This window comes from Janthinobacterium sp. DSP2-3-3, assembly GCF_049897325.1.
Classification (GTDB): Bacteria; Pseudomonadota; Gammaproteobacteria; order Burkholderiales; family Burkholderiaceae_D; genus Janthinobacterium.
Genome location: NZ_JAFCWA010000005.1, coordinates 277,593 through 303,844, shown reverse-complemented (window position 1 = coordinate 303,844; position 26,252 = coordinate 277,593). Strand labels below are relative to the sequence as shown.

Here is a 26,252-nt window from a genome sequence, read left to right as displayed (position 1 = left end):
AGATATTTTACAGATGGCGGCCCAGGGGCCAGCATGACGTTTTGCCTGTCCTGGAATCGTCATGTCCTTAGCTTCTACCTCTGCCGTGCCGCGCGCCGCCACCGCGCTGCCGCCTGCCATTTATCTGCTCTCCCTGTGCAGCTTTGCCTTCGGCCTGTGCGAATTCATCGCCGCCGGCCTGTTGTCCCCCATGGCGCGCGACTTGCACGCCAGCGTGGCCGCCGCCGGTGGCGCCATCGCCGCGTATGCGCTGGGGGCGGCCATCGGCGCGCCCGTGCTGACGGCCATGCTGGCGCGCCGGCCTACGCGCCAAGTGCTGCTGGCGACGATGGCCGTGCTGGCGGCGGGCAGCGTGGCGATGGCGGCGGCGCCAGCCTTGGGCGCGCTGCTGGGCGTGCGCTTTATCGTCGGCCTCGCGCATGGCGTGTTCATGGCCGTGGCCTCGCATGCGGCCACCAGCCTGGTCGACCCTTCCCGCGCGGGCCGCGCCCTGTCCATCGTCTGGCTGGGCCTGACCCTGGCGCTGGCCGGCGGCGTGCCGCTGGGGACCTGGCTGGGCGCCGTCTCGTCGTGGCGCGCGGTGTTTGCCGCCATCGGCGTGCTGGCCCTGTGCGGCGGCGCCGGCCTGCGCTTCGCCATGCCGGCCGTGCGCCAGCAGGGCGCCGCCGTATCGGCCCTGGCCAGCCTGCGCGCCATCGTGCAGCCGCCCCTGTTGCTGGCGGCCGGTGTGGCGGCGCTGGTCAGCGTGGCCACCTTCAGCTTTTTCACATATATCTCTCCCTTCCTGCTGCAGCTGAGCGGGCTCGATGCGGGCTGGCTGGGCGCCGCCATGCTGTGTTTTGGCGCGTGCGCCATCGGCGGCAACTTGCTGGGCGGGCATTGTGCCGATGGCGCACGCGCAGACCGTTCGGCCATACTGGCCCTGGCCGCGCTGGGGCTCAATCTGCTGGGGTTTTATATGCTGCGCGCCCAGCCCCTGGCCATGCTGGCCCTGTGCGGCACTTTGGGCTTGCTGTTCTTTGCTCTTGTCACACTGTCGACCATGCGTTTGCTAAGCCTGGCGCAGCAGCATTGCCCGGGCAGCGACGCAGTGGCGGCGGGGCTCAGTATCGCCGCCTTCAATGCGGGCACGGCCGCCGGCGGTGCGCTGGGCGGCGTGCTGATCGTCGCCATCGGCTTGCCCAGTATCGCCATCGGCGGCGCGCTGGCGGCGCTGCTGGCCATGCTGTTGCTGTGGTTTCAGTCGCAAAAACTAGACGCGCCGCTCTAGTTTTTGCGCGCGGAGCGCCGCTTCCTTTGGCGTACACTGGCTTACAAAAGACCGTACAAAACAAGGAGAGACATGGCAATGGAGACATGCTGATGCGACGCAGATCGTTTCTGAAACTGGGCTTGCTGGGCGCCTGCGCGCTGGCGGCCGGCGGCGCCGCGTACCGCCTGGTGCGCGGACCGGCGGCGCCTGGCCGCTTCGTGCTCGATGGCGCGGCGCGCGCGGCGCTGTCGGCCATCGTGCCGGCCATGCTGGGCGAGGCCTTGCCACAGGGGGGCGATTCGCGCAGCGAGGCGCTCGATGGCGCCATCGCCGGCGTGGACACGGCCATCCGTGGCTTGCCACTGGCGGCGCAGCAGGAAGTGCAGGACCTGTTTGGCCTGCTGGCGCTGGCGCCCGCGCGGCGCTTTGTCGCCGGCGTGCATGGCGGCTGGCGCGAAGCCGATCCCGCCCAGGTGGCCACCTTTTTGCAGTCGTGGCGTACGCACCGCCTGGCGACATTGCAGACGGCCTATCTGGCCCTGCATGATTTGATCCTCGGCGCCTGGTATGCCGATGCCGCCCACTGGGCCGCCATCGGCTATCCGGGACCGCTGCCCGAACTGAGCGCATAAGGCATCCATGAGCACATCCCCCATACCCGACCCCATCGCCATCGGCGTGGCCAGAGGCTGGAACGTCACCGACGCCAGCACCCTGACCGCCGACCGCAGCTTCGAAGCGGATGTCGTTGTCATCGGCAGCGGCGCCGGCGGCGGCGTGACGGCGGAAATCCTTGCGCTGGCCGGCCTGAAGGTGCTGATCGTCGAAGAGGGCGGCTTGAAGTCCTCGAAAGACTTCAAGATGCGCGAAGCGGACGCCTATCCCGCGCTGTACCAGGAATCGGCCGCGCGCAAGACGCGCGACAAGGCGATCAATATTTTGCAGGGGCGCACGGTGGGCGGTTCGACCACCGTCAACTGGACCTCGAGTTTTCGCACGCCGCCCGGCACCCTGGACTACTGGCGCCAGCATTTTGGTTTGTCCGGCTACTCCGTGGACGCCATGGCGCCGTGGTTCGCCATGATGGAAAAACGCCTGCACGTGAGCGACTGGGCCGCGCCGCCGAACGAAAACAACGATTTGCTGCGCCGCGGCGCCACGGCGCTGGGCATACCCACCGCCGCCATCCGGCGCAATGTGAACGGCTGCTGGAACCTCGGCTACTGCGGCATGGGCTGTCCGACGAACGCCAAGCAGTCGATGCTGGTAACGACGATTCCTGCGGCGCTGGCGCTGGGTGCGGGCCTGCTCGTGCATGCGCGCGCCCAGCGTTTCCTCTTCAAGGGCGAGCGCATCGACAGCCTGCAGGTGACGGCGCTCGACGCCGCCGGGCAGGCGCCCACGGGCGTGCGCCTCACGCTGCGCGCCAAACATTTTGTGCTGGCAGGCGGCGCTATCAACTCGCCGGCCCTGTTGCTGCGCTCGCAGGCGCCCGATCCGCACGGCTTGCTGGGCCGGCGCACCTTTTTGCATCCGACGGTGATCTCGGCGGGCCTGTTCAAGCAGCGCGTCGACGCCTACGCGGGCGCGCCGCAGACGATCTATTCCGACCATTTCCTGCACACGGCGCCCATCGATGGCCCTATCGGCTACAAGCTCGAAGCGCCGCCCCTGCATCCGCTGCTGATGGCCACCACCATGGGCGGCTTCGGTGAGGAGCATGCGCGCACCATGCGCGAATTCCCCCATGCGCACGGCTTGCTGGCGCTGCTGCGCGACGGCTTTCACCATGAGGCGGTTGGCGGCAGCGTATCTCTCGACAGTTTTGGCGCGCCCGTGCTCGACTATCCGCTCACGCCCTTCATCTGGGATGGCGTGCGGCGCGCGCTGCTGTCGATGGCGGAAATCCAGTTTGCCGCCGGCGCCAAGAGCGTGTATCCCGTGCACGAGCTGGCCAGCCACTATACGAGCTGGGCGCAGGCGAAGCAGGCCATCGGCGATTTGCCGATGAAGGCCTTGCTGGCGCGTGTGGTGTCGGCCCACGTGATGGGCGGCTGCGCCATGTCGGACGAAGCGCGCCTGGGCGTGACGGGTGCCGATGGCCGCTACCACGGCGTGCGCAACCTGTCGGTGCACGACGGCTCGCTGTTCCCCACCTCGATCGGCGCCAATCCGCAACTGACGATTTATGCGCTGGCCGCGCGCCTGGCCAGCGGCCTGGCGCAAGCGGTGACGGGCAAGCCGGCCCCCGTGCCCATGCCTGTCGCCGCCCCAGCCGCCGCATGATCGCGCGCATCCTCAAGTGGCTGATGCTGCTGCAGGTGCTGGCCGTGCTGGGGTTTGCCTACCTGGCCATGCAGGCGTGGGGCGTCGCTTCGCCCGTCATGGCCCTGCTGTTGGCGGTCGTCATGCTGCTGGCGATGCGCGCGCTGATCGTGGCGCGCAATTTCTGGCAGAGCCGGAGTTTGGGCAGCGTCGTGCCACACGACTATCAGTTGGGTGTCCGCGGCATCGCGCGCCTGTTCCTGGGCGAGTTGCGCGCCACCCTGTGGACCTCGTCGTGGGGCATGCTGCGACCGCGCCTGCATGCGCTGGATGCCGCCACGGATTCTCAGGGTTTGCCGGTGCTGCTGATCCATGGCTATGTGTGCAACCGCGGCTACTGGACGCAGCTGAGCGGCCAGCTGGCGCGGGCCGGCATCGCGCATGACGCCGTCGATCTGGAACCCATAGCCGCTGACATCGAGGATTTCGTGCCGCAAGTGGAGCGGGCCATCGTGGCGCTGTGCGCCCGCACGGGCAGCAACCGTGTCATCATCGTTGCCCACAGCATGGGCGGTCTGGTAGCGCGCGCCTGGCTGCGCGATTACGGCGCAGCCCGCGTGGCGCGCATCTTCACTATCGGCACGCCGCACCACGGTACGGTGTTGGCCAACGTGGCGGCGGGCGCCAATGCGCGCCAGATGAGCCGTATCAATGGCGCACCAAGCGCCTGGCTGGCGCAGTTGGCCGCCAGCGAGACGCCGGAAACGCGCGCCCTGATCACGTCGATGTATTCGCATCACGATAATATTGTCGCACCGCAAACTTCCGCCCACTTGCCCGGCGCGCGCAATCTGGCCTTCGGCGGTATCGGCCACGTGGCGCTGGCCAGCGATCCGCGCGTGCTGCGTCAGCTGGTAGCGGAAATTACTATCAAGGTCGAAGCCGTCTAGCCACCGTCTTGCCCCCATTTTTCCTGAATCCTGTTGTGTTTTGTCTGCATGGCAAGACTGTCTCTTTTGACTCTGCTGTTGCTCAGGTTTAACAGGTACAGGCTCAGAAAATGCTGTTTTCCACTGGCGTCCTGTATTAAGCTAGCATCATGAAGGTGACGGCCAGCAATGATTGCCGGGGCCGTATGTGCCGCGCCATGCGCATCCGCATGCGAGATATTTGCGGCGATGCATGGCAGAATGTTGTAGGATCAGCATGTTGCCGCGCAAGCGGAGAGTTGGGTGCAGGCAGAAAATGAGTCCATGCAGTTTTCATTGGGGGTGCTAATTGTCCGCACGTATCCTGATTATTGAAGATAACGCCACCAATATGGAATTGATGGTGTATCTGTTGCGTGCCTTCGGGTACACGCCGCTGGCCGCCTATGACGGCGAAGAGGGCGTGCGCATGGCGCGCAGCGAATTGCCGGACCTGATCATCTGCGACGTGCATTTGCCCAAGCTCGATGGCTATGGCGTAGTGGCCGAGCTGAAGAAAGACCCGCTGCTGCGCAACATCCCGGCCCTGGCCGTGACGGCGCTGGCCATGGTGGGCGACCGCGAACGCCTGCTCGAAGCGGGTTTCAATGGCTATATCGGCAAGCCGATCGAGCCGGACCTGTTTGTGGCGGAGCTGGAATCTTTTTTACCCGGGGCGCCGTCGACGCCAGTTAAAAACGACATAGCGACCATATTGATCGTTGACGATCATGTGCTGAACCGCGAGTTCCTGACCGCACTGCTGGGCTACGGCGGCCACCGCCTGCTCGAGGCGGCGAATGGTGCAGACGCGCTGGAAGTGCTGCGTACCGAGCGGCCGGACCTGATCATCTCCGACATCCTCATGCCGAACATGGACGGCTACGAATTCGTCACGCGCGTGCATGCCGACCCTGCGCTGGCCGACGTGCCCATCATCTTTTATACGGCCACCTACCGCGAGCAGGAAGCGATCTTACTGGCGCAGGCGTGCGGCGTGCGCTGGGTGTTGCCCAAGCCGTCCGACCCCGAGGTCATCGTGCGCACGGTCAACGAGGCGCTGGGACTGATGCCGGCAGCCTCCCAGTTGCCCGCCGTGCCGGGCGCGGGCGGCAGTACGACCCCTCCCGCCACTGGCCAACTGGCCGGCATCGAGCACCAGGTCAGCGGCTATCTCGACGAACTCGAGTCCAGCAGCCAGCAGATTTCGCAACTGGCCAGCCAGCGCGAGGGCCAGGCCGCCATCCCCGAAGACCTGGCCATCATGACGGAGCGCCTGTCGCGCTCTCTGTCGAGCCTGCAGGCGGTGAGCCTGCGCCTGACGGCCCTGATCGAGCTGGGCATCGAGCTGGGCGCAGAACGCGATCCGCGCGCCTTGATCGAGGCAGGCTGCAAGGTGGCGCAGAATATCTGCGTCTCCAAGTACGCCTGTATTGGCGTGCTGGAAGCGGGCGCCGAAAAGCTTAGTTATTTTTCCTCCTGCGGTGCAGAGAAAAACCTCGAGCGCATTGCCAGCGCGCCGCGCACGGGCATCCTGAACCGCTTGCTGGAGCAGCGCCAGCCCTACCGTGTCAATGGCCTGAAAGGTGACCCCGGTGCACTGGGCCTGCCCGACACCCATCCACCCGTGCACTCCTTCCTGGGCGTCGCCATCGCCTCGCGCGAGCGCAGCCACGGCTGGTTGTACCTGGTCGACAAGCTGGGGGCGAACGAGTTTTCCGAAGTCGACGAGCGGGTGGCCGCCACGGTGGCGGCGCAGATCGCCGTCGCCTACGACAACCTGCTGCTGTACGACGAAATCAAGCGCCACCACGAGCAGCTGACCCTGGACATGGCGGAGCGTATCCGCCTCGATGAAGACTTGCGCCGCTTTCGCCTGGCGATGGATGCCACGGCCGACGCGATTTTCCTCGTCGACCGCGCCGGCATGTGCTTCGTCGATGTCAACCAGACTGCCTGCCGTATGCTGGGCTTTGAACGCGAGGATTTCCTGCGCGTGGGGCCGGGGCGCGCGAACGAGGGCGAGACCCAGCTGGAAGATCTGTACAACAAGCTGCTGGCGGGCGATCAAGGCGCTCCGATAACGGAATTGCAGCTGCAGCGCAAGGATGGTTCGCCACTGTCGGTGGAAGTGCAGCGGCGCACCTTGCGCTCGGGCGAGAGCTGGATTCTGGTGGCCGTGGCGCGCGACATCACCGAGCGCAAGGATGCCGAGCAGCGCCTGATGAAGCTGGCCCATTTCGACACCTTGACCGGCTTGCCGAACCGCAGCCAGTTTTACGCCTCGCTGACCCATTCGCTGGCCCAGGCGGCCGAACACCAATGGGCCGTGGCCGTGCTGTTCATGGACATCGACCGCTTCAAGAATATCAACGACACCCTGGGCCATACCCTCGGCGACGACCTGCTGCGCCAGTTTTCCAGTCGCCTGGTTGATTGCCTGCGCGTGCGCGATACCATCGGCCGCTTTGGCGGCGATGAGTTTGCCACCATCCTGGTGCTGCCCGAGGGTGCCCAGCATGCCGTGGGCGTGGTCGACAAGATCCGCGAAGCGATGCGCAAGCCCTTCGACTTGCTGGGGCACGAGGTGACGGTGACAGTCAGTATCGGCATTTCAGTGTTCCCCGAAGACGGCGTCGATGCGGACACGCTGATTCAATACGCCGACACGGCCATGTACCGCGCCAAGGAGGCCGGGCGCGATGCCTTCCGCTTCTTCACGGCGGAAATGAATGCGCAATCGATGGCGCGGCTGGACCTGGAAAATGCCCTGCGGCGCGCCATCGACAACGAGGAATTCGTGTTGTTTTTCCAGCCCAAGGTGAATATCATCTCGGGACGCATCAGCGGCGCCGAGGCGCTGATACGCTGGCGCCGCCCCGGCCTCGGCATGGTTTCGCCGGCCCTGTTCATCCCCCTGCTGGAAGAAACGGGGCTGATCGTACGGGTCGGTAACTGGGTGCTTGACGAGGCCTGCAAGAAGATCAGCGAGTGGGGCGCCAGCAGCATCGGTCCCGTGCACCTGTCCGTGAATGTGTCGGGCATCCAATTTTTCGTCGGCGGCTTGGAAGAAGAGGTGCTCAGGGCGATCAGCAAGTACGATATCGCGCCCGACCTGCTGGAACTGGAGCTGACGGAAAGCTCGCTGATGTCGAACGCCGAGGAAACCATCGCCGTGCTGCGCAACCTGAAGGCGCTGGGCATCCAGATTTCCATCGACGATTTCGGCACCGGCTATTCCAGCCTGGCCTATCTGAAGCGCTTCCCCATCGACAAGCTGAAGATCGACATCGCCTTCGTGCGCGAAGTGACCAGCAATCCGGATGACGCGGCCATCGTGCTGGCCATCATCAGCATGGCGCACAGCATGAAGCTGGAAGTGATCGCCGAAGGCGTGGAAAACGATGCGCAACTGGCCTACCTGCGGCGCCACGGCTGCGACGAGATGCAGGGCTATTATTTCAGCCGCCCCGTGCCGCAGGACGAATTCGAGCAGATGCTGATGAAAGGCAAGCAGCTGCAAGCGCCCCAGGAGGCCGATGGCGAAGAGCAGCAGACTTTGCTGATCGTCGACGACGATGTCTTCATGCTCGACGTACTCAGCGACTTCCTGGCGCAGGACGGCTACCGCATCCTCACGGCGCAGACGGCCGCCGAGGGTTTCGACATCCTGGCGCGCCACAAGGTGCAGGTGATTCTGTGCGACCAGTGCATGCCGCTCATGAGCGGCACCGAATTCATGGAGCGGGTCAAGCACCTGTGCCCCGACACCTTCCGCATCATGTTGTCCGCCTTTGCCGACCTGACCCCCATCATGGCGGCCATCAATCGTGGCGCCATCGACCGTTTCTATACCAAGCCGTGGAAAGGCGCCGTGCTGCGCGAGAATATCCGAGAAGGCTTCCGCCTGCACAAGCTGCTGCATGGCCCGGTGAAAGTGGCGGCCTAGGTGCTTGCCACAGCGTGCGCCAGCGCACGTTTAGAAGCAGCTTTCTATCGAATTAGACTCCCGTCTCTAGTTTTGCTCTCTAGAATAAAAAGCATCCATGAAGTGGCATGGCCTTTCATATGACGGGAGCGGGCGATGGTGAAGAAATTGAAGGAGTTGACGGAAGACAAGGAATTGGCGAGCGCCGTGCGCTCGTCCGCGCAGCAGATCTGGCAAGCGGGCCTGGGTGCCTTCGCCAAGGCGCAGGAAGAGGGCGGGCGCGTGTTTTCCAAGCTGGTGAAGGAAGGCACGGAATTCCAGAAGCGCGCCGAAGACAAGGTGGCCGATGTCGGCGATAGCGTCGGCAAACTGGCCGATGGCGTGGGCAAGCAGGCCAGCGGTTCCTGGGACAAGCTCGAGCAAGTGTTTGAAGAGCGCGTCGCGCGCGCCCTGGCCACCATCGGCGTGCCCATGCAAAACGATATCGCCGCGCTGCACGCCAAGATCGATGCCTTGAGCGTGCAGGTGGCGACGCTGTCGGCCAAGGCCGCGCCGGCGCCCAAACCGAAGGCTGTGGCTAAGCCCGCCGTGAAGGCGGCGCCGAAAGCCGCGCCGAAAGCAGCCGTCGCCAGGTCACCGGCCAAGCCGGTAGCCAGGGCCGCGCCGCGCGCCGCAGCCAAGCCAGTGAGCAATTCAGCGAGCAAGCCAGTGAGCAAGCCTGCTGCGAGCGCGGCGGCGAAGAAAAAAGCGGCGCCGGCCTGAGTTGGTGCAGCATGCCTCCAGCCTGCTCGCGCAGGCTTTTTTTTTGCTTGCGTTTTTCGCCGGCGCCGTGGGGCCGAGTGTTTCATTACGGCTATCTTAGGTGGTATGCTTGCGGCAGAACACAGAGAGATTGCCCGCCATGCTACAAAAAGCACCACGCCGTACCCGCGAACGCATCCTGGAGTTGTCGCTGCGCCTGTTCAATGAGTTTGGTGAGCCGAATATCACGACGACCGTGATTGCGGAAGAGATGAACATTTCGCCGGGAAATCTGTATTACCACTTCCGTAACAAGGACGACATCGTCAATTCGATCTTCGTCCAGTTCGAGGCGGAAATCGAACGCATCCTGACCGTGCCTGACGGGCGCCGTTCGAATATCGAGGATGTCTGGCTGTATTTGCACCTGATGTTCGAACTGATCTGGCGCTACCGCTTTTTCTATCGCGACCTCAATGATTTGCTGTCGCGCAACCGCAAGCTGGAACTGCACTTCAAGCTGATCCTGGCGCACAAGATCAAGGTGGCCACGCAGCTGTGCGAAGATTTGCGCAGCGAACAGTCGCTCGAAGCGTCGGACATGGAAGTCGCTGCGATGGCGACGAATATGGTGGTCGTTGCCACCTACTGGCTGTCGTATGAATATGTGCGCAACCCGCGCAAGTACAGCGAGCAGCAATCGATGTCCGATGCGCTGGCGCGTGGCTGCTACCAGGTGCTGTCCCTGATCGGACCGTATTTACGCAATGAAACGCATTTGCTGTTTCGCAAACTGTCGGAAGAGTATGTGACCAAACTCAAGAATGACTGACGCGGCTGCTGGCGCCATGTCGTTAATTACAGGAGACATGTATGGCTTGGAAACAATTTCCCTATCCGGACGCGGCATATGTCTACACGCCGCACACTCTGGAGGCGGCCTGGGCGCGCCTGCATGCGGGCGATGTGGAGCCTTTGCCCACGCACTCTGCATTGGTGCAGGCCTGGCTGGCCTTCCATGCGGGCGACTTCGAGCGCGCCGCGAAGCTGGGTCTGGCCGTTGGCGTGCCCGGCTATGCGGTGGCGCACAAGGCGACCTGCATTTACGCCACGCACCTGGAAGTGAACGACAGCCAGAAACTCGACATGTACGAAGAAGTGGCGGAGCGCTGCGAGCGTCAGCAGAGCGAGCAGCCGGACAACCCGGCCGGCTACTACTGGCATGCCTACAGCCTGGGCCGCTACGCGCTGGGCACGTCCGTCGTCAAGGCACTGGCGCAGGGCATGGGCGCGCGCGTGCGCAACAGCCTGGACCGCACGATGACGGTGGCGCCCATGCATGCGGAAGCGCATATCGCGTTTGGGATTTATCATACGGAAATTATCGACAAGGTCGGCGCCATGATCGGCAGCCTGACCTACGGCGCCAACAAGGAAGACGGCTACCAGCATTTCAAGACGGCGCTGGCCCTGACGCCCTATTCGGCGCTGGCGCACAGCGAATATGCGCGCGCTTTGAACATGCTCGACGGAAAGAAAAAGCTGGCGGAAGCGCTGGCCCTGTATGAAAAGGCGGCCGACTGCGTGGCATTGGACGCCAAGGAACGCCTCGAGGTCGAGGCGGCGATCGATGAATTGAAAGGATAAGGATTACTGTGATCAAGGCTTTATGTGTGTACTGTGGCGCCAACGCGGGCGTCTCGCCGGACTATGCCGTGGCGGCGCGTGAATTGGCGCGCGTGCTGGTGGCAGAAAATATTTCACTGGTGTATGGCGGCGGCAAGGTTGGCCTGATGGGCGTGATCGCCGATGAAGTGCTGCGCCTGGGCGGCGAGGTAACGGGTGTGATCCCCACCCAGCTGGTTGAGCGCGAAGTGGGCCACACGGGCTTGACGCGCCAGTTCATCGTGAAGGACATGCATGAGCGCAAGGCGATGATGGCCAGCCTGTCCGATGCCTTCATCGCCATGCCCGGCGGCTATGGCACCCTGGAAGAGTTGTTCGAGATGCTCACGTGGGCCCAGCTGGGCTTGCACGCCAAGCCCATCGGCTTGCTCAATGTGGACCGTTTTTATGATGGCTTGCTGGCCTTCGTGGAAAATGGCAGGGAGCAGGGCTTCATCCGCCCGCAGCACGCGGCTTTCCTGAACGCCGAAGCCGATCCTGCGGCGCTGGTGCAGCGCCTGAAGGAGTGCGCGCCCTAGCGTCGTCAATGCAATGTAATGCAATGCAATACAGCCATGCCCTGGAAAGTGCATGGCTTTTTTATTTCTGCACGGGAAAATTGATTAAGCTCAACAAATCAATTAATAAAAATATAGCTACAATATTTTCTATTTGGCATGTTTTTTTGAAAATGAAAATGCATTTTATGCATGAGTGTGGTCTACTGGCATTGTTCAAAAGTTAGGAATATCGGACACCGACGAGTGTTGTACAGACTCCCAAAAAAAGGTGCCGATCTGCTTCAAGTTGCCACAGCCACGCTACTTCATCATCTCGAAAGGATGCTATTTTGAAACCTATGACCCTCTTGCGCGCGACCGCTGTCGCCGCCCTTCTCGCCGCTGGCGGCGCCCACGCACAAACCACCACCATCGGCTTCGATGCGCTGGAACACCCCGGCATCTTCGGTTCCGTCTTCAACTCCTATTCCGAAGGCGGCTACGATTTCGACAGCAGCTTCTTGGGCCTGTTGAGTTCTGCGCATCAAAGCAACTTTGCTTATGCGGGTTCGGCGGGCCTTGGTGCCACATTCTTGTCGAGAACAACCATGAGCCGCACCGACGGCGCAGCCTTCTCGCTGAGCTCGATCAGCCTGGCGGACTTCGTGAGCTTGCCTGGCTCCTACGACGTGACGTTCATCGGCCGTCAGGTAGGCGGCGGCACGGTGACCCAGACCTTCAGTCTCGATGGCAGCCATACTTTCAGCGATTACACGTTTACGGGCTTCAACAATCTGTTGTCGGCATCGTGGAAGGAAGGCGCCTTGCACACCTTCCAGGTCGATAATATCGCCGCCAGTGTGAGCGCCGTGCCGGAACCGGCCACGTACGGCATGCTGCTGGGCGGACTGGGTCTGCTGGCCTTCCTGCGCCGCCGCAAGAACGCCGCCTGAACCTGAACTTGAGCAGGGTGCCGGCCACGCCGGCGCCTACGCGCCTACGCGCATACGTGAAGCCGCCAGTGTTACCAGGTGGCTATGCTGACAGGCTGGCGCACGCAAACAGAACCCCCGGTGCAACTGCTGGGGGCTTCTGTTAGGAGCGCGTCACGACCACAGGCGCTGGCCCGACAGGTCGAGCTGCGTCAGGTACAGGCGCACGTCGAATTCGTACTGGTGGTATTGCGGTTCCATATACGTGCACAGCTTGTAGAACGCCTTGTCATGTTGCTTTTCTTTCACATGCGCCAGTTCGTGTACGGCGATCATGCGCAGGAATTCAAGCGGCACTTCCTTGAACATGGTGGCCACGCGGATTTCATGCTTGGCCTTGAGCTTGCCGCCTTGCACGCGCGAGATCGAGGTATGCAAGCCCAACGCATGCTGGATCACATGGATCTTGCTGTCGAATGCCACCTTGTTGATGGGCTCGGCATTGCGCAGGAATTCATTCTTCAAGTCTTGCACGTACTGGTACAGCGCTTTGTCGTTGCGCACATCGTGCGCGTTCGGGTAGCGTTTTAACAGGACTTCGCCCAGCTTGTCTTGCGCGATCAGTTGTTGCACTTGCGCTTGCGTTTGTTCGGAATAGGCGCTCAGGTATTTCAGGGATGGCTGCATGCGGGGGGGCGGGGTGGGGCGCGGAGGTGTCAGTAAGGCGAGAATGTACCATACCGCTGCGCCCCGCGCTGTGCCAACCCTTCACGGGGCCGCCTGCGCGCGCCCCGTGCCACCGTCAAGCGGCGCGCGCAGGTCAGCCTGGTCAGTCCTAGCCCTAGCCCTAGCCCCTGTCGTCCTCGTCCTCGTCCTTGCTGCCTTGCCGGCTCGCCTTGGCTTGCTGCTCGGCGCTGCCGCTGCGTGCCGTGCTACTGTTGCGGCTTTCATTGGCGCGCTGGGCCGATTGTCGGCTTTCGCCACCTTTCCTGCCGATTTCCGCCATGTGTTCGCGGTTGCGGCTGACGGCTTCACCACCTTTTTGCCCGGCCCGGCGTGCCTCTTCCGAGTCGAATTCATGCGCCGTGCCCTTTTGATGGGCTGCCTGACCGCCCTTGCTGGCAATTTCGCGTTGCTGCTCTTCGTTCATGGCGGCGAAACCGCGTTTGCTTGTGCCTTTGGCGTTGCCCGATTCGCTGGCTTTCTGGGTGTTGCCAGCGCCTTTGCCCTGCTCATTACTGTTAGCCATGTCGCTCTCCTTGCTGTCGAGTGGGAATCAGATACTCAATGCGCCTGATCGGATTGCTTGCCGGTCTCGTGGCTGCGGCCTGCACCATCGTGGCGTCCCGTGGCGTGCATTTTTTCGATGATTTCACGCTGGCGCTGTGTGGCTTTTTCCGTTTCTTCGGCCGTCTTGCGTACCACTTCATCGGCGAAAGCCACGGCTGTACGGCTGGCTTCGGGCAGGTGGTTCTCTGCCGTGCGGTTCATCTCGACATGGGCGCTGGCGACGAGGTTGCCGAGTTGCTGCTGGTACTGGCGTAGCTTGTTGCTGCCCGGCTGCACCTGCGCAGCGGCCAGCGACATGAACTCGCCCGCGTCGCGCGCGCACAGCAGTTGCTGGCTGGCGCTGTTCCATTCCTGTAGCAGGTCTTGCGCCAGCCGCAGATGCAGCTCGCCCAATTGCTGCGTCGTATCGAACAGTTTGCGCGATAGTTCTGTGGCGAAATTGCACTGGGTCTCCAGGTGGGACTTCAGGGCGGGGCTGAGACTTTGGGGGATACTGTTGGTGAACATGTTCTACCTCAATGAAAATCTGGTCCGAGAAACACCCGGTGTACCGGATGCGACGTGTGCTGAAACAAGCAAAGAGATAGACGCCAGATGGCGTGCCAGGTTCCACGCCGGATGCCGGTTTGGCGCGAGAATGGCGCTTGGCAGGCGGGAAATCGCGATGACTTTGCGCCAGATCAAATGAACCGGAATCGGCTTGCCGTCGCTGGCAGCCATGCAGCTTGTGTGGGAAATGCCGGCTTACAGGCCCGGCCGTGCGACAATAGCCGGCTCGCGGCAGCGCAGCCGATGGCCGGCGCGCGTGGCTGAGCCGAGCATAGCCCACCTTTTTTTGCCTTATTCCGCGACCATGACGCATCCCGAATATATCCTGACCCTGTCTTGCCTGGACCAGCGCGGCATCGTGCACCGCGTGTCCGGCTTCCTGGCCGAACACGGCTGCAATATCCTCGATTCCGCCCAGTTCGGCGACCAGGAATCGCAGCTGTTCTTCATGCGTGTGCATTTCGCGCTGGAAGACGGCGCCGTCAGCGACGCCCAGCTGCGCAGCGACTTCGCCGACTTGTCGCAAGTCATGCAGCTCAATGGCCAATTCCATGGCCAATTGCACGATGCGCGCGTCAAGCCGCGCGTGATGCTGATGGTGTCGAAGATCGGCCATTGCCTGAACGATTTGCTGTTCCGCTACAAGAGCGGCTTGCTGAACGTGGAAATTCCCGCCATTGTTTCGAACCACATGGAGTTCTACCAGCTGGCGGCCAGCTACAATATTCCCTTCCACCACCTGCCGCTGGCGGCCGGTGCGCCGGAAGCGGCCAAGCTGGCGCAGGAAGCGAAGATCATCGAGTTGATGGACACGCACAAGATCGACCTGGTGGTGCTGGCGCGCTACATGCAAATCCTGTCGCCCGGCCTGTGCCAGGCGCTCGACGGCCGCGCCATCAATATCCATCACTCCTTCCTGCCCAGCTTCAAGGGCGCCAAGCCGTATGCGCAGGCGCACCACCGCGGCGTCAAGCTGATCGGCGCGACGGCCCATTTCGTCACGGGCGACCTGGATGAAGGCCCCATCATCGAGCAGGATGTCGAGCGCGTCGACCATGCGATGGATGCCGAAACCCTGACGGCCATCGGCCGCGACGTCGAGTGCGTGGTGCTGGCACGCGCCGTGAAATGGTTCGTCGAGCACCGCATCCTGAAAAATGGCGATAAGACCGTGGTATTCCGCTGATCCCGTCGCCCGTACAATATTGACATCCACTTTACCGAGACAGAAACACGATGGCCCTTAAAGCAACAATTTTCAAAGCCGATCTGCAGATCGCCGACATGGACCGCAACTACTACCAGGATCACGCGCTGACCCTGGCGCGCCACCCGTCCGAAACAGACGAGCGCATGATGGTGCGCCTGCTGGCGTTCGCCATCCACGCCGACGAAGCACTGACGTTTACCAAGGGCTTGTTCGACACGGAAGAGCCCGACCTGTGGCAGAAAGACTTGACTGGCGCCATCCAGCTGTGGATCGAAGTGGGCCAGCCCGACGAAAAACGCATCCTGAAGGCCTGCGGCCGTTCAGAACAGGTGATCGTCTACAGCTATGGTGCAACCAGCCACATCTGGTGGAAGCAGATAGCGAACAAGCTGGAGCGGGCGAAGAACTTGACCGTGATCAACCTGCCATCCGAGGCGGCGCAAGACATGAGCAAGCTGGCGCAGCGCAGCATGCAGCTGCAATGCACGATCCAGGATGGCCAGATCTGGCTGACCGACAGCGTCAACACGGTCTTGATCGACCGCGAACCGGTGAAGCCGGCACGCTGATTTTGAGCGTTTGAAACGCAAAAAGCCCGGAGCGCTCCGGGCTTTTGTCATTGCAGGCATTTAATTGGGCGCGCTGCCCAGGCGCTTGATGCTGCTCGAACGCTGCATGCTGCGGCTGATGCGCGGATCGCCGTAATAGCTCACTTCGCCCGAGCCGCCGATGCTGATGCTCAAGTCATCCTTGGCCCACACTTCCGCCTCGCCCGAGCCGCCGATGCTGACCTGCACCTCGCGCGCGGTCAGGCGCCCCGCCTGGATATTGCCCGAGCCGCCGATCGATGCTGTCAGCTGCTCCGTCTTGCCGCTGGCCTTGAAGTTGCCGCTGCCGCCGATGGCCACGGACACCATGCGGCTGTCGAGTTCGCGCGCGTTGATGGAGCCGGAGCCGCCCACGTCGAAGCGCAGCTTCTCGGCGCGCAAGCCCGTTGCCGTGATGTTGCCCGAGCCGCCCACGCTGATGCGCTCCACCTGGCGCGCCTGGATGACGATGATCAGGCTGCTTTGGCGGAAGTTGGCGTTGCGCTTGGCGGGGCGGATGCGCAAGGTGCCGTTTTCCACCGCCGTCTCGATCAGCGGCAGGATATTGTCATCGGCCTCAATGGTGACGCTATCCGTGTTGCCGATACGCAGTTCTACCGTGCCCGGCACATTCAGCGCCACGGCATGGAAATTGCCGACCTCGCGCGTCTGCTTTTGCAGCTTGCCGCTGCCCTGGATGCTGTTGCCGGAAATCCAGTCCAGCGGCGACGCCAGCGCCGGCGCGGCCGGCATGGCCAGGGCGCAGGCTGCCAGCAGCAGGGCCGTGGCGGCGCCAGCGTGGCGGCGGTGGCGGAGTTGGAAAATTGCGTGTGTCATTCTTGCTCCCTGTTTTGAATTGGACTGCATGCATGGTATGCCAGCCGGCCACGCCTGCGTACCGCGCTGCGACAGACGGCAATGCTGGCGGGACAGAATGCAGGAAGATGCGACAGGATGGCATGAGGTATCATGTCGCTGGGATATACGACGACCGGCACGCGCCGCTCACACTACTGGAATTACATGCTGATCATCACCATTAAACAGGGCAAGGAAAAGAGCTTGCTGGGCCAATCGTGGATTTACGCCTCCGCGATTGAAAAAGTCGAAGGCAAGCCGCAGGAAAAAATGAAGCCCGGCTCGACGGCCATTGTGCAAAGCTCGGCGAAGCAGTTCATCGCCCGCGCCGCCTACAATTCGAAGTCGCAGATCCGCGCGCGCATCTGGAGCTTCAAGGAAGACGAACCTGTCGACCACGCACTGATCAAGCGCCGGGTCAAGGCCGCCATCGAGAAAAAATTGCCTGCCATCAAGAAGGCGGGCGAGAACCAGCTGTTGACCCTGATCAAGGGCGAAGACGAGGGCTTGCCGGGCCTGGTGGTGCAGCTGTTTGGCGGCGTGCAAGGCTACCTGATCTGCGAATTCAACGCGGGCGGCGTCGACGCATGGAAAGTGGCCATCGTGCAATCGCTGATGGCGTCCACCGGCTGCGCCAACGTGTACGAGCGCTGCGACGACCTAATGCGCAAGGGCGAAGGCTTGCCCCTGATTGACGGCGCCCTGGCGGGCGAAGAGCCGCCCGATGAAGTCATGCTGACAGACAACGGCGTGCGCTATGCGCTGGATTTGAAAACGGGGCATAAAAGCAAGTTCCGTTGAGAACGGCAGCCTGACATAAAAAAACCGGCGCTGCCGGTTTTTTTATTTTCGTATGCGCGCTACTCCAGGGGCACGCTGCGATACTTGTTGACCTCCAGCGCCGACACGGCCGGCGCATCATTGCCCCACGAGGCGCGCAGATACGTCACCACGGCGGCCACTTCGGCGTCATCCATGACGGGGCCGAACGGTGGCATGCCATAGGGGCGCGGGTTGCCGCTGGTTCCCGGCGCAAAGCCGCCGTTGAGCACCAGGCGGATGGCATTGACGGCCGAGTCAGTCGTCAGCGCGCGGTTGCCGGCCAGCGGCGGGTAGCCGGGTGGCAGGCCCTTGCCGTCGGCCTGGTGGCAGCTCGCGCAGTGCGCTTCATACAGTTTCGCGCCCAGCGCCAGTTGCTGCCTGGCTTGCTCCGACGTGTCGCGCGGTGCGCGTTGTGCGGGCTGCGCCGGGGCGGGCAAGCTTTTCAGGTACACGGCCATCGCCTGTACGTCGGAGGTGCCCATGTGCTGCAAGCTTTGCCGCACCACCTCGGCCATGGGGCCGAAGACGGTGGCGCGCGGCGAGACGCCCGTTTGCAGCAATTCCACGATATGCGCCGTGTCCCAGTCGCCCAGGCCCGCTTCCGCGTCCGACGTCAGCGAAGGCGCGTACCAGCCCAGCACGGGGATCAGGCCGCCCGACAGGCCGTCGTCGCTGCCGCCCAGGGTGCTGCGGCTGCTATGGCAGGCGCTGCAGTGGCCCAGGCCCTGCACCAGGTAGGCGCCGCGGTTCCATTCCATGCTTTGCGTCGTGAGTGGCTGGTACACGCCCGGCTTGAAGTACAGCGCGCGCCAGGCGGCCAGCGCGATTTGCTGGTCATAGGGGAAGCGCAGCGCGTGCGGCGCGTTTGCCTGCCTGTGCGGCGACAGGCTCTGGAAATACGCATACAGGGCATCGCTGTCTTCGCGCTGCACCTTGGTGTAGCTGGTGTATGGAAAAGCCGGATACAGCAGCCGGCCATCTTTCGACTTGCCGTTGTGGATGGCGCGCCAGAAATCGTCGGCCGTCCAGCTGCCGATGCCCGTTTCCTTGTCGGCCGTGATGTTGGGCGAGAGCACCTTGCCGAACGGCGTTTGCAAGGCCCGTCCGCCCGCGTACGGCACGCCGCCGCGCGTCGTGTGGCACGCCATGCAGTCGCCCGCCTTGGCCAGGTAGGCGCCGCGCGCGACCAGCTGTTCCTGGCTCAGGGTGCTGGCAACGGCAGGCGGGCCCGGGTCGTCGCTTGGGTACAGCACGAACTTGGCGCCGGCCGCGCCGATGGCCGCGATGGCGGCCACGATCATCCATTTTTTCATGGCGCCACCTGCGCGCTGGAACCCGGCACGCCGCCGCAGTGCAGCGGCAAGGGCAGGGCGATGCTGCTGGCGGGACGTGCGTCGGCGCTGGCCACTTGCGTGCCCAGCCAGGCCGAGACGGCGCCCACGTCTGCGTCCGACAGGCGCTGCGCCACTTGCGCCATACAATCGGGGGCATGGGCGCGGCGGATGCCATTCTTCCAGGCGCCCAGCTGGGCGTTGATATAGTCGCGCGGCAAGCCCAGCAAGCCGGGAATGGCGGGCGCCACGCCGGCCAGCTGCTGGCCATGGCAAGCGATACAGGCCGGGATTTTTTTTGCGCTATCGCCTTGCAGCACCAGTTGCTTGCCCCGCGCCAGGGCCGTCGTGCCGGCGCTGCTGGGCTGGGCCGGCGGCGGGGCAGGGTGCTGCGCCGCAAAATAGTCGGCGATTTCGCGCAGGTAGTCGTCCGGCAAGTGCTCGACCATGTAGTTCATCATCGGATACTGGCGCCTTCCCTCTCGAAAATTGAGCAGCTGGTTATACAGGTAGCCGGCCGGCTTGCCGGCGATGCGGGGAAAGAAGGCGTCGTGGCGTTCCTTTTGCGCATGGCAGGCCGTGCACGCCTTGATGCGCTGTTCCAGGCTGTCGTGGCGCGCCGGCAGTACGGCCGGTGCGGCCAGCGCCATGCCGGGCAAGGCGACGGCCAGGGTCAGGGCCAGTATGGAGAAGGAATGCAGTTGCACGGAAATTCGCATGGGAAAATAAGCTGTCTCGTCGGTCAATATGGCGTGCCGGTGTTGCTGCCCGGATGTTGTTACCCTAGCATATACCGGGTACTGTCATTGTGACCGGATCAGTTGTGCAATAAAACTACGGATCAGTTTGAGGAGCAGGGTTGAAACGATATGAAGAATTGGCGGAAGAAGTCGCCGCCATGATCAGCACGCAGCTGTTGTTGCCTGGTGATAAATTGCCCTCCGTGCGCCAGCAGCATGCGCGCAGGGGCGTGAGCCCGTCGACGGTGTTCCAGGCGTATTATTTGCTCGAAGCGCGCGGCATGATCGTCTCGCGCCCCCGCTCCGGCTATTACGTGGCGCCGCAGCGCGCCGCGCTGGCGCCCGAGCCGGACAGCTCGCGCCCGCTCGACGCCAGCACCACCGTCGATGTCAGCGACCTCGTCTTCGAGGTGCTGGGCGCTGTGGGCGCGCGCGATATCGTGCCCTTCGGCTCGGCCTTTCCCAGTCCGCATCTGTTTCCGATGGAACGGTTGGCGCGGGCCGTGTCGGCCAGCATGCGCCGCCTCGATCCGTGGAGCACCGTCACGGATTTATCGCTGGGTAATGCGGAATTGCGCCGCCAGATCGCCTTGCGTTACCAGCTCGATGGCGTGCTCGTCTCCAGCGATGATATCGTCATCACGAATGGCGCGCTGGAAGCGCTGAACCTGTGCCTGCAAGCCGTCACGCGGCCTGGCGACACGGTGCTGATCGAGTCGCCCAGCTTCTATGCCTGTTTGCAGGCGCTGGAGCGGCTGGAGCTCAAGGCCGTCGAGATCGCCACCAGCCCGCGCGACGGCGTCGACCTGGCGGCGCTGGAAGAGTTGCTGCAGCGTCACCAGCCCAAGGCGTGCTGGCTGATGACGAGTTTCCAGAATCCCCTGGGCAGCCTGATGCCGCCTGAAAAGAAACGCGCACTGGTGGAATTGCTGGCGCGCCATGGCGTGCCGCTGATCGAGGATGATGTGTATGGCGAGCTGTACTTTGGCAAGCAGCGCCCCGGCCTGACGAAAAGTCATGACAGCGCGGGGCTGGTGATGCATTGCAGTTCGTTTTCCAAGACCCTGGCGCCCGGTTTCCGGCTGGGCTGGGCCGTGGCGGGCCGCTACGCGCGCCAGGTCGAGCGCTTGAAACTGACCACCAGCCTGTCGGCGCCGATACCGCTACAGATGGCGCTGGCCGATTACCTGGCGCAGGGCGGCTATGACCGGCATTTGCGCCAGCTCCGGCTGACCCTGGCGGCACAGCAAAACACCATGCTGCAAGCCATCGCCGTGCATTTTCCGCCTGGCACGCGGGTCACGCGGCCGCAGGGCGGTTATTTTGTCTGGGTGGAAATGCCTGCCGGCGTCGATGCGCTGGCCTTGCACCGTAGCGCGCTGGCGGCCGGCATCAGCATCGCGCCCGGCCCCATCTTTTCCGCCACGCGCGCGTTTCGCCACTGCATCCGCCTCAATTACGGCCATCCGTGGAGTCCGCAGCTGGAAGACGCCATCGCCACGCTGGGGCGGCTGGCGCTGGCGGCGGCAAGCGGCGCATGAAAAAAAGTCGGCTCTGTCCCCGGCAAATAGGGAAAATGCCGGAATCTTCCCGCTGCGCAGCTGTCTGACTCTGCATACTCACCACGCGGGAGCGAATCATGCGGCCAGCCGAATGGAAGCCCACATTGTGAGAATTCCTACATCTGACGGTGACATAGGCAAAAAAAGTTCCTTGCGCCAGCAAGTGTTTCATTTCAAAAAGAAATATTGCTGTTATATTGAAGTATCTATAACTAATGATGGGAATGATAATGGATAACACGCAGCCGGAAGTGGCTCGTACGCAAGATACGACGATCGCCATCCTGTCCCATGTTGGCGGCCTGTTCACCAGCTGGGTGGCGCCGCTGATCATTTATTTGATCAAGAAAGATGATGCGGATAAATTCTCGGCCGAGAACGCCCGCGAAGCGCTGAATTTCCAGATCACCCTGATCATCTGGTATTTCGCCTGCTTCATCCTGTCGTTCGTGCTGATCGGCCTGTTCCTGTTCTGGGTGGTGGCGCTGGCCAACCTGGTGTGCTCGATCGTCGCGGCCGTCAAGGCCAGCAATGGCATCACCTACCGCTATCCCTTGACCTTGCGCCTCGTCAAATAAGGCAGCGCCGGCTGCCGGGTTTCATCCCAGGCGGCCCGGCAGTGCCAGGAATGCGGCAAAGTTGGGCGCCACAGTGGTGGTGGCGCCAGTTTCGTGCGACCATTGCACGACCGCCGGTGGGTACCGATGGACTTGCTCTTGCTGATGCTGCAGGAAGGCGCGCCGGCTCAGGCGGGTGAGGGCGGCGTGGCCGGCAGCGTGCTGGCGCGCGACGCTTTTTGCGGCGCTACCTTGCCGCCGTCGGCGATCCAGCGGCGGTACACGCGCAGGGCGACTTGCGCATCGTCCGCCGCGTACAGGATCTGCTTTTCCGTCAGGCGCGACGTCGCCCAGTTGGTGGTGGAAATCTTTTTCGACTTCTGCAAGTGCAGGCCGAAGAACTTGGCCACGGCCGTCTTGGCGCCCAGGTCGTTGCGCTGGCCGCCGCGCAGGGCCACGGACAGGTCGAGCACTTGAGCTGGAACAATGCCCAGCTTGTTGCGCAGGCGCTTGACATCGTCGGACAGGCCAAAGCCCACCTTCAGCGTGGTGGTCGATTCAAGGATGGCTTTCAGTTCAGCCAGGGGCGGCGTGGCGCCCACCTGGAACAGGTAGGCGATGTCGTCGGTGGCCAGCTGAATCAGGTGCGGCCCCGTGGATGACTCTCCCTTGACGAACGTCGGCTTCGATTCCGTATCGAAGCCGATGGCGTCCGCTGCCAGCAGGGCGGCCATGGCTGCCCTGGCTTCGTCACTGGTGCGTACCAGCTTAACGTGGTCGAGTGCAATGCCTTGATAGGGGGGCAGTGGCGATGCGGCAGCTGTGTCCATGAAACCGGATCAGCCTTTGCGCGAGAATTTCGCGGTCAGCTGATTCAGTTTTTCCAGGCGTAAACGGCTCGCTTCTTCGGCGGCAGCCGCGTCGCGCTCGGCTTTCTTGCGCTCGGCTTCTTTCTTGAAGCGCTGCTGCAATACTTGCGTGGCGTGGTCGCGGTGCGTTTGCGTCACTTCCGCGCCGGCCGTGCCGTCGAGGTCGTAGCGTACCTTGGCTTTTTCCATCATGCGCAGGTAGCGCAGCGAACCCGTGTGGATGCCCAGTGCCGTGCGCATCAGCTTGCGGTCCAGATCCGGCAGGCGCGCCAGGATCTGCTTGTCGATACCGATCGACAAGGGCAGGCAATCGCGGAATGGCGGGAATTGCTCCTGGAACTGCTTCAGCAGGGCGCGCGCGGTCAGGCCGGCAGGTGCCGGCGTGGTCGCTGCGGCCGCTGGGGCTGCATCGACTGGCGTGTCAGGAGTGGTGGCTTGCTGGTCTGGCGTGGAGCTGGTCATCGACATCATTGGTTGGGCTATAAAAGGGGAGCATAGCACGCGCCACAGGCAAGTGCATTGTCTTTTTTGGCAACTTGCGCTGAGATAAGCGGGGCCGTACTACAGTGCGTGCAGCGCGAAATGCTTGAAATGTGTATAATGTCGGCTTGCGCTGATGACTGGACTCAGTATTTGACGGTCTGGCTCAGGTGTGCAGGGGATAGGAGCAGTGCGGTGCAGGGCCATCATTATTGATATTTTTGATATCAGATATTTTGCTTATCAATTATCCAGATAATTGGCCTTCGTGCATAATCTTGCTCTCCGCTGTGTCTTCACTGAACAACAATAGATTCAAGCCCGTTCTGGTACGGGCTTTTTTTCATTCCGCAATGTACATCGCTTATTTATCTGACCCGGCTTCGGCCCCGCCGCCGCTGGATGCGCGGGCTTTGAACGTCCCGATAGACAGGCGCCGCTGCCTTTGACGGCAGCCGCAACAACACGCTCCATCGAGTCCGGTTTCGCAGGCTTAGGTGGAATCATTCACTTCGCGCCGACACTATCTGGTCTCGCATTAAGAGATATCTCATGAAGAATACGCCTAAAACTTTAACGTTGTCCGCCAAGGCGCCACGCCCAGCCGCGGCACCACTTGCCGTACCCAAAACGACTTTATCTTACTTCATCGATAATGCGCAAGCGAATCCGGAAGCCACCGTCACGACGGCGCCCACCGTCGTCACCGTGGTAAAGAAAAGCCGTTCGCGCCTGGCTGCCGTGCCACCGGCCGAGTCGGCTGCGGAAGCGGTCGTCAGCGCGCCAGACGCGGAGGCCGTTGCCGAGGTCGCCGAGGTCGCCGACGCCGCATCGGCGAAGGCCCCAAGCGTGAAGATCGCCCCTGGCGCCAAGGCCCCGGCCGCGCAACGCAAGGTTAGCGAAAGCGCCGCCACGAATAAAGTGGTGACGGCTGCCCGTTCGAAAGTCGTGCGCGCCAAGCCCGAAGCGGCGCCCGTGACCATCATCACCGGCGCGCAAGTGGTCAGCAAGACCACGGACGCCGATGCCCTGGCCGCCATCGATACCTCGAATTACTTCTTGCCGACCGTCAAGGTGCCGGGCCGCCGTGGCCGCAAACCAAGCGAATTTACGCCGGAAAACGATGAAGTGGCTGCACTCAACGCCGTCGAGCGCGCCGAACTGAAGGCCGTGTCGAAAGCGCGCGACCGCAAGGCCAAGGGCGGCCTGGCGGATGCGCTCGGTGATCCGGAAGCCTCGGCAGCGGACCTGGAACGCCGCCGCAAGCAGATCACGGGCTTGATCAATATGGGCAAGGAACGCGGTTTCCTGACCTATGCCGAGATCAATGACCAATTGCCGGAAAACATCATCGATCCGGAAGCCATCGAAGGCATCATCGCCACCTTCAACGACATGGGCATCGCTGTCTACGAGCGCGCCCCTGACGCGGAAAGCTTGTTGTTGACCGACAACGTCGCCACCGTCACCAGCGACGATGAAGTGGAAGCGGCTGCCGCTACCGCCCTGTCGACCGTCGACTCCGACTTCGGCCGCACCACCGACCCCGTGCGCATGTACATGCGTGAAATGGGCGCCGTGGCGCTGCTGACGCGCGAAGGCGAGATCGAGATCGCCAAGCGCATCGAAGGCGGCTTGAAAGACATGATCCAGGCGATTTCCGCCTGCCCCACCACCATCGGCGAAATCGTTGCCCTGTCGCAAAAAATCGCGCGCGACGAAATCAAGGTCGATGAAGTGGTCGATGGCTTTGTTGACTTGAACGAAAGCAATGCCCCGGCACCAGCCGCTGCCCCAGCGCCCGTCGCCGCCAGCGGTGACGACGAGGAAGAGGAAGAAGAAGCCGAGGAAGAAGACGGCGACGCCAATGGCGGCGCGGCCGGTTTCTCCAGCGAGCAATTGGCGCAGCTGAAAAAGAATGCGCTGGAGAAATTCAACGTCATTTCGACGCAGTACGACAAGATGCGCAAGGCGCCCGAGGGTTACAACTCGAAAGCCTACATCAAGGCGCAGGAAGCCATCTCGCAGGAACTGCTGGGCATCCGCTTCACGGCCAAGGTCGTGGAAAAGTTGTGCGACACGCTGCGCGGCCAGATGGAAGAAGTGCGCCACATTGAGCGCGCCGTGCTGGAGCTGTGCGTGAACAAATGCGGCATGCCGCGCGCCCACTTCATCAAGGTGTTCCCGGGCAATGAATGCGACCTGGAATGGGTCGACCGCGAAGTCGATTGCAAGTATCCGTACAGCGCCATCCTCAGCCGCAACGTGCCTGCCGTCAAGGAACTGCAAAAAAAGATGATCGACCTGCAAGCGCGCGTGGCACTGCCGCTGGCTGACTTGCGCAAGATCAACAAGCAGATGGCGGCCGGCGAAAAGCGTGCGCGTCATGCGAAACGCGAAATGACGGTCGCCAACTTGCGTCTGGTCATCTCGATCGCCAAGAAATACATCAACCGCGGCTTGCAATTCCTCGACTTGATCCAGGAAGGCAACATCGGCTTGCTGAAGGCAGTCGATAAATTCGAATACCGCCGCGGCTACAAATTCTCGACCTACGCCACCTGGTGGATCCGTCAGGCCATCACGCGTTCGATCGCCGACATGGCCCGCACCATCCGCGTGCCGGTGCACATGATCGAAACGATCAACAAGATGAACCGCATCTCGCGCCAGATCATGCAGGAAACGGGCAGCGAGCCGGACTTGGCGACCTTGGCCGTCAAGATGGAAATGCCGGAAAACAAGGTGCGCGAGATCATGAAGATCGCCAAAGAGCCGATTTCCATGGAAACGCCGATGGGCGAAGATGGCGATTCGCAACTGGGCGACTTCATCGAAGACAACACCACCCTGGCACCGCTGGACGCCGCATTGCACGCGTCGATGCGCAACGTGATCAAGGAAGTGCTGGATTCGCTGACGCCGCGCGAAGCGAAAGTGCTGCGCATGCGTTACGGCGTGGAAATGTCGAACGACCACACGCTGGAAGAAGTGGGCAAGCAGTTCGACGTGACGCGCGAGCGCATCCGCCAGATCGAAGCGAAAGCCATGAGCAAGCTGCGCCAGCCTTCGCGTTCGGACAAGTTGAAGACGTTCCTGACGCAAAACTAAGTGCGCGACTAAGCATTTGGCAAGAAAAAAGAGGC

The 26,252-nt window shown here is 62.6% G+C and carries 24 protein-coding genes; 16 read left to right on the top strand and 8 right to left on the bottom strand.

From position 1 onward, the window contains the following. The first annotated feature begins 61 nt into the window (after positions 1–61). The 10 genes from ACP7DE_RS12645 (at position 62) to ACP7DE_RS12600 (ending at position 12,272) form a co-directional block, all read left to right on the top strand. Positions 62–1,270 (top strand): MFS transporter, encoded by a 1,209-nt coding sequence (locus ACP7DE_RS12645; RefSeq protein ID WP_426072412.1) that lies wholly within the window; start codon positions 62–64, stop codon positions 1,268–1,270. Positions 1,271–1,356: 86 nt separating this feature from the next. Then, complete coding sequence (locus ACP7DE_RS12640) at positions 1,357–1,884, top strand: hypothetical protein (RefSeq protein ID WP_426072411.1); 528 nt, start codon at positions 1,357–1,359, stop codon at positions 1,882–1,884. A gap of 7 nt (positions 1,885–1,891) precedes the next feature. Continuing rightward, positions 1,892–3,538 carry a GMC family oxidoreductase N-terminal domain-containing protein gene (locus ACP7DE_RS12635; protein WP_426072410.1) on the top strand — a complete coding sequence of 549 codons (1,647 nt, stop codon included), beginning with the start codon at positions 1,892–1,894 and terminating at the stop codon, positions 3,536–3,538. Beyond that, positions 3,535–4,467: an esterase/lipase family protein gene (locus ACP7DE_RS12630; protein WP_426072409.1), complete on the top strand. Its 933-nt coding sequence runs from the start codon at positions 3,535–3,537 to the stop codon at positions 4,465–4,467. Before ACP7DE_RS12635 ends, ACP7DE_RS12630 begins: the two co-directional genes overlap by 4 nt. Positions 4,468–4,795: 328 nt before the next feature. After that, entirely contained in the window at positions 4,796–8,434 is a 3,639-nt protein-coding gene (locus tag ACP7DE_RS12625; RefSeq protein WP_426072408.1) for an EAL domain-containing protein, read from the top strand. 135 nt (positions 8,435–8,569) lie between these two features. Beyond that, positions 8,570–9,175, top strand: a complete 606-nt coding sequence (locus ACP7DE_RS12620; protein WP_426072407.1) for a phasin family protein — start codon at positions 8,570–8,572, stop codon at positions 9,173–9,175. 139 nt (positions 9,176–9,314) lie between these two features. After that, positions 9,315–9,986, top strand: a complete 672-nt coding sequence (locus ACP7DE_RS12615) for a TetR/AcrR family transcriptional regulator (protein WP_034758777.1) — start codon at positions 9,315–9,317, stop codon at positions 9,984–9,986. A 41-nt stretch (positions 9,987–10,027) separates the two neighbouring features. Further along, positions 10,028–10,801, top strand: a complete 774-nt coding sequence (locus ACP7DE_RS12610; RefSeq protein ID WP_426072406.1) for a hypothetical protein — start codon at positions 10,028–10,030, stop codon at positions 10,799–10,801. 11 nt (positions 10,802–10,812) lie between these two features. Then, positions 10,813–11,358 carry a TIGR00730 family Rossman fold protein gene (locus tag ACP7DE_RS12605; protein ID WP_426072555.1) on the top strand — a complete coding sequence of 182 codons (546 nt, stop codon included), beginning with the start codon at positions 10,813–10,815 and terminating at the stop codon, positions 11,356–11,358. A 320-nt stretch (positions 11,359–11,678) separates the two neighbouring features. Continuing rightward, positions 11,679–12,272: a PEP-CTERM sorting domain-containing protein gene (locus tag ACP7DE_RS12600; RefSeq protein WP_426072554.1), complete on the top strand. Its 594-nt coding sequence runs from the start codon at positions 11,679–11,681 to the stop codon at positions 12,270–12,272. 153 nt (positions 12,273–12,425) lie between these two features. Here the strand turns inward: ACP7DE_RS12600 and ACP7DE_RS12595 are convergent, their stop codons facing one another. The 3 genes from ACP7DE_RS12595 to ACP7DE_RS12585 form a co-directional block, all read right to left on the bottom strand. Further along, on the bottom strand, positions 12,426–12,938 hold the full coding sequence (locus ACP7DE_RS12595) for a YgjP-like metallopeptidase domain-containing protein (RefSeq protein ID WP_426072405.1): 513 nt from the start codon (positions 12,936–12,938) through the stop codon (positions 12,426–12,428). 160 nt (positions 12,939–13,098) lie between these two features. Beyond that, a complete protein-coding gene (locus ACP7DE_RS12590) occupies positions 13,099–13,500 on the bottom strand; it encodes a KGG domain-containing protein (RefSeq protein WP_426072404.1) in 402 nt (133 codons plus the stop codon). A 35-nt stretch (positions 13,501–13,535) separates the two neighbouring features. Continuing rightward, positions 13,536–14,048, bottom strand: coding sequence for a phasin family protein (locus ACP7DE_RS12585; protein ID WP_426072403.1), 513 nt, complete (start codon positions 14,046–14,048; stop codon positions 13,536–13,538). Between the two features lie 346 nt (positions 14,049–14,394). Between ACP7DE_RS12585 and purU the strand changes: the two genes are divergently transcribed. Beyond that, positions 14,395–15,276 carry a formyltetrahydrofolate deformylase gene (gene purU / locus ACP7DE_RS12580; protein ID WP_298412192.1) on the top strand — a complete coding sequence of 294 codons (882 nt, stop codon included), beginning with the start codon at positions 14,395–14,397 and terminating at the stop codon, positions 15,274–15,276. Positions 15,277–15,326: 50 nt separating this feature from the next. Then, positions 15,327–15,869, top strand: coding sequence for a YaeQ family protein (locus ACP7DE_RS12575; RefSeq protein ID WP_034786185.1), 543 nt, complete (start codon positions 15,327–15,329; stop codon positions 15,867–15,869). A gap of 60 nt (positions 15,870–15,929) precedes the next feature. On the opposite strand, the gene ACP7DE_RS12570 is transcribed toward ACP7DE_RS12575, so the two are convergent. Next, positions 15,930–16,724 (bottom strand): head GIN domain-containing protein, encoded by a 795-nt coding sequence (locus ACP7DE_RS12570; protein WP_426072402.1) that lies wholly within the window; start codon positions 16,722–16,724, stop codon positions 15,930–15,932. 186 nt (positions 16,725–16,910) lie between these two features. On the opposite strand from ACP7DE_RS12570, the gene ACP7DE_RS12565 reads away from it, so the two are divergent. Beyond that, positions 16,911–17,546 (top strand): SAM-dependent methyltransferase, encoded by a 636-nt coding sequence (locus tag ACP7DE_RS12565; RefSeq protein WP_102122529.1) that lies wholly within the window; start codon positions 16,911–16,913, stop codon positions 17,544–17,546. 59 nt (positions 17,547–17,605) lie between these two features. Here ACP7DE_RS12565 and ACP7DE_RS12560 read toward each other — a convergent pair whose 3' ends face one another. Beyond that, on the bottom strand, positions 17,606–18,880 hold the full coding sequence (locus tag ACP7DE_RS12560) for a c-type cytochrome (RefSeq protein WP_426072401.1): 1,275 nt from the start codon (positions 18,878–18,880) through the stop codon (positions 17,606–17,608). Further along, positions 18,877–19,617: a c-type cytochrome gene (locus ACP7DE_RS12555; protein ID WP_426072400.1), complete on the bottom strand. Its 741-nt coding sequence runs from the start codon at positions 19,615–19,617 to the stop codon at positions 18,877–18,879. The genes ACP7DE_RS12560 and ACP7DE_RS12555 overlap by 4 nt, the downstream gene beginning before the upstream one ends. Positions 19,618–19,757: 140 nt before the next feature. Between ACP7DE_RS12555 and ACP7DE_RS12550 the strand changes: the two genes are divergently transcribed. Both ACP7DE_RS12550 and ACP7DE_RS12545 read left to right on the top strand, forming a co-directional pair. Continuing rightward, complete coding sequence (locus tag ACP7DE_RS12550; RefSeq protein WP_426072399.1) at positions 19,758–21,179, top strand: PLP-dependent aminotransferase family protein; 1,422 nt, start codon at positions 19,758–19,760, stop codon at positions 21,177–21,179. A gap of 251 nt (positions 21,180–21,430) precedes the next feature. Further along, positions 21,431–21,778 (top strand): DUF4870 domain-containing protein, encoded by a 348-nt coding sequence (locus ACP7DE_RS12545; protein WP_426072398.1) that lies wholly within the window; start codon positions 21,431–21,433, stop codon positions 21,776–21,778. Positions 21,779–21,945: 167 nt separating this feature from the next. On the opposite strand, the gene ACP7DE_RS12540 is transcribed toward ACP7DE_RS12545, so the two are convergent. Both ACP7DE_RS12540 and ACP7DE_RS12535 read right to left on the bottom strand, forming a co-directional pair. Next, positions 21,946–22,587 (bottom strand): 3'-5' exonuclease, encoded by a 642-nt coding sequence (locus ACP7DE_RS12540; RefSeq protein ID WP_426072397.1) that lies wholly within the window; start codon positions 22,585–22,587, stop codon positions 21,946–21,948. A gap of 9 nt (positions 22,588–22,596) precedes the next feature. Continuing rightward, entirely contained in the window at positions 22,597–23,097 is a 501-nt protein-coding gene (locus tag ACP7DE_RS12535; protein WP_426072396.1) for a ProQ/FINO family protein, read from the bottom strand. Between the two features lie 561 nt (positions 23,098–23,658). Between ACP7DE_RS12535 and rpoD the strand changes: the two genes are divergently transcribed. Further along, positions 23,659–26,217, top strand: a complete 2,559-nt coding sequence (gene rpoD / locus ACP7DE_RS12530) for an RNA polymerase sigma factor RpoD (protein ID WP_426072395.1) — start codon at positions 23,659–23,661, stop codon at positions 26,215–26,217. Positions 26,218–26,252 lie beyond the last annotated feature (35 nt).

Bases quoted from the DNA above. Each gene is read 5' to 3' on its own strand.
- ACP7DE_RS12645 (WP_426072412.1), top strand. From the start codon at position 62: ATGTCCTTAGCTTCTACCTCTGCCGTGCCGCGCGCCGCCACCGCGCTG.
- ACP7DE_RS12640 (WP_426072411.1), top strand. From the start codon at position 1,357: ATGCTGATGCGACGCAGATCGTTTCTGAAACTGGGCTTGCTGGGCGCC.
- ACP7DE_RS12635 (WP_426072410.1), top strand. From the start codon at position 1,892: ATGAGCACATCCCCCATACCCGACCCCATCGCCATCGGCGTGGCCAGA.
- ACP7DE_RS12630 (WP_426072409.1), top strand. From the start codon at position 3,535: ATGATCGCGCGCATCCTCAAGTGGCTGATGCTGCTGCAGGTGCTGGCC.
- ACP7DE_RS12620 (WP_426072407.1), top strand. From the start codon at position 8,570: ATGGTGAAGAAATTGAAGGAGTTGACGGAAGACAAGGAATTGGCGAGC.
- ACP7DE_RS12615 (WP_034758777.1), top strand. From the start codon at position 9,315: ATGCTACAAAAAGCACCACGCCGTACCCGCGAACGCATCCTGGAGTTG.
- ACP7DE_RS12610 (WP_426072406.1), top strand. From the start codon at position 10,028: ATGGCTTGGAAACAATTTCCCTATCCGGACGCGGCATATGTCTACACG.
- ACP7DE_RS12600 (WP_426072554.1), top strand. From the start codon at position 11,679: ATGACCCTCTTGCGCGCGACCGCTGTCGCCGCCCTTCTCGCCGCTGGC.
- ACP7DE_RS12595 (WP_426072405.1), bottom strand. From the start codon at position 12,938: ATGCAGCCATCCCTGAAATACCTGAGCGCCTATTCCGAACAAACGCAA.
- ACP7DE_RS12590 (WP_426072404.1), bottom strand. From the start codon at position 13,500: ATGGCTAACAGTAATGAGCAGGGCAAAGGCGCTGGCAACACCCAGAAA.
- ACP7DE_RS12585 (WP_426072403.1), bottom strand. From the start codon at position 14,048: ATGTTCACCAACAGTATCCCCCAAAGTCTCAGCCCCGCCCTGAAGTCC.
- purU (WP_298412192.1), top strand. From the start codon at position 14,395: ATGACGCATCCCGAATATATCCTGACCCTGTCTTGCCTGGACCAGCGC.
- ACP7DE_RS12575 (WP_034786185.1), top strand. From the start codon at position 15,327: ATGGCCCTTAAAGCAACAATTTTCAAAGCCGATCTGCAGATCGCCGAC.
- ACP7DE_RS12570 (WP_426072402.1), bottom strand. From the start codon at position 16,724: ATGACACACGCAATTTTCCAACTCCGCCACCGCCGCCACGCTGGCGCC.
- ACP7DE_RS12565 (WP_102122529.1), top strand. From the start codon at position 16,911: ATGCTGATCATCACCATTAAACAGGGCAAGGAAAAGAGCTTGCTGGGC.
- ACP7DE_RS12560 (WP_426072401.1), bottom strand. From the start codon at position 18,880: ATGAAAAAATGGATGATCGTGGCCGCCATCGCGGCCATCGGCGCGGCC.
- ACP7DE_RS12555 (WP_426072400.1), bottom strand. From the start codon at position 19,617: ATGCGAATTTCCGTGCAACTGCATTCCTTCTCCATACTGGCCCTGACC.
- ACP7DE_RS12545 (WP_426072398.1), top strand. From the start codon at position 21,431: ATGGATAACACGCAGCCGGAAGTGGCTCGTACGCAAGATACGACGATC.
- ACP7DE_RS12540 (WP_426072397.1), bottom strand. From the start codon at position 22,587: ATGGACACAGCTGCCGCATCGCCACTGCCCCCCTATCAAGGCATTGCA.
- ACP7DE_RS12535 (WP_426072396.1), bottom strand. From the start codon at position 23,097: ATGATGTCGATGACCAGCTCCACGCCAGACCAGCAAGCCACCACTCCT.
- rpoD (WP_426072395.1), top strand. From the start codon at position 23,659: ATGAAGAATACGCCTAAAACTTTAACGTTGTCCGCCAAGGCGCCACGC.